This window comes from Methanoculleus sp. DTU007 (assembly GCF_001512385.1).
Taxonomy (GTDB): Archaea; Halobacteriota; Methanomicrobia; order Methanomicrobiales; family Methanoculleaceae; genus Methanoculleus; species Methanoculleus thermophilus.
This window is the reverse complement of the sequence record NZ_LFRO01000027.1, coordinates 1-1,933: the sequence shown is the minus strand read 5'-3', so window position 1 is coordinate 1,933 and position 1,933 is coordinate 1. Positions and strand designations below refer to the sequence as shown.

The 1,933-nt window shown below is 39.5% G+C and carries 2 protein-coding genes; both read left to right on the top strand.

Annotated elements, in window-relative coordinates; all coding sequences use genetic code 11:
• Window positions 1-1,107 (top strand): oligosaccharide flippase family protein (locus tag ACI94_RS02615; RefSeq protein WP_286681060.1); only part of this gene is annotated, 1,107 nt, incomplete at its 5' end.
• Between the two features lie 39 nt (window positions 1,108-1,146).
• The gene (locus tag ACI94_RS02610; protein ID WP_286681059.1) at window positions 1,147-1,857 is read left to right on the top strand and encodes a class I SAM-dependent methyltransferase; all 711 of its coding nucleotides are present in this window, start codon (window positions 1,147-1,149) and stop codon (window positions 1,855-1,857) included.
• The last annotated feature ends 76 nt before the right edge of the window (window positions 1,858-1,933 follow it).

The window sequence follows — 1,933 nt, the reverse complement described above, 5'->3', positions numbered from 1 at the left end:
ATTCAATCAGTGGCCATGTTCCTCTATATCCCCATGCTGCTCGGTTTCCACACGGCAATGGTTAAGTACAACGCTGAAAAGGATGATATCCTCAGGCAGCGGCGCATCATCTCAACGACTTACATTCTGGTATTTGTATTCACGGTTGTATCTCTCTTAGTTTATTTCATATTTTCAAAGGAGATTATGACTATCTTCTCGATATCCAGCGAGGTGTTTTATTTTGCTGTACTCTTCGCCGTCCTGTTTGTTTTCTATACGCTCACAACAGAGACTCTGAGAAGCCTCCACATGCTTCGGACATATTCGCGACTGATGTCAATACATTCTGCGATCCTGTTCTTTACATTTCTGTTCTTCGCCTTGATGTGTAAGGATCTCTCGTTTAAATCTCCGTTATTCTCGATGCTGCTCGCATATGGTATAATGGGAGGAGTTATACTTGCAATTCTCAGAAATTATTTAAAACCGAAGTTTAACAAAAGTTGGGTGAGAAAGTTACACCATTACAGTATATATTCCCTCTTAGGAGGAATTTCATTCGTTCTCTACTCAAATATCGATAAGCTGATGATCAATTATTATCTAACAATATCCGAGGTGGGCATATACAGGGCATATTACTATTCATTTACAACAGTATTGCTCTTAATTTCAACGATCTTTGTGACCACTTTTTTCCCTTTTGCATCGAGTTGTGGTGATAAAAAGGCATTACTAGATAAAGTAAATAAAATATCCATAATTTTTATCATCGCATCGCTTCCAATTGCACTTATATCTGGCAGCATCATTTTATCAATATATGGACCGGATTATCACCTGGATCCAGTCCTAACATTATTATTTGTACTTTTAGCGGTAACAATCCCTGTGAATCAGTTTTATGACTGGTTAATGTGCTCCGTTGGGATCGATGGAGTGAAACTGGTATCTTATGCAGCCCTATCGACGGCGATAGCAAACATTGCTTTAAACATTGTGCTGATACCGGTTCTAGGCATTAAAGGAGCAGTAATTTCAACTATTATGTCATACATAATATCAACCATGATCCTCCTATCGAAGAGGAAGTTGCTCAAAGATCAAATGATCACTACGAGTTAATGCTCTGAAAGAAATTCGTGGTGTTAGGAGACCTCCAACATGGACTACAATGAAGTCGATCCGTTAGAGTATGAAAACCGGTACCTAAAGTCACCCAGGGAGTACTACACACATCATCACTGGTTACCCATTTTTGAGAATGCAGTCGAAAAATACTGTAAAAACGGCAGAATTTTGGATCTCGGTTGCGGCCCCGGCAGTTCGACAAAAATAGTCAGAAAGTTCAATGAAAACACTATAGGCATAGACATTGCTTATCAATGGTTATCTTATGCGAAAAAAGAAAATCCTCAATTAGATCTTGTTTTTGCAGACTGTGAAAGCATTCCACTTAAGATGAAGTCTGTTGATGCTGTTGTCAGTTGGGGTTTATTTGAGTTTGTAGATAGGGGTGCCACAATTAAGGAAATTTCCCGGGTATTGAAGGACAATGGAATCTGCATAATACTAGTTCCAAATCGATACAGCGCATACAGGCTCCCCCAAAAAATATATTCAAAAGTGGTGGGGAAAAAGTATGAAAAGAGTGAACCATCCAAATCCGAGATGATATCGCTCTTTAAAATGGCAGGACTCGAAACAATTGAGTTCTGGATGGATGATGGGCTGATAATGCTCCCAAATGCCATTGACAGTAAAGTTGGGCTGAAAACTTATCAAATAGTCGAAAAAGTGGCAAAGAAATTTGGTGAAAACCCTTTCAGCAATATAATGGTTCTTGTGGGAAGAAAGGTCACTAAAAAAGCCTGAAGGGATAGGAATAGCATGAAAATCGCAATTCTCGTCGGTCTCTTCCCCCCCAAGTGGCTTGCCGGGACAGAGATTG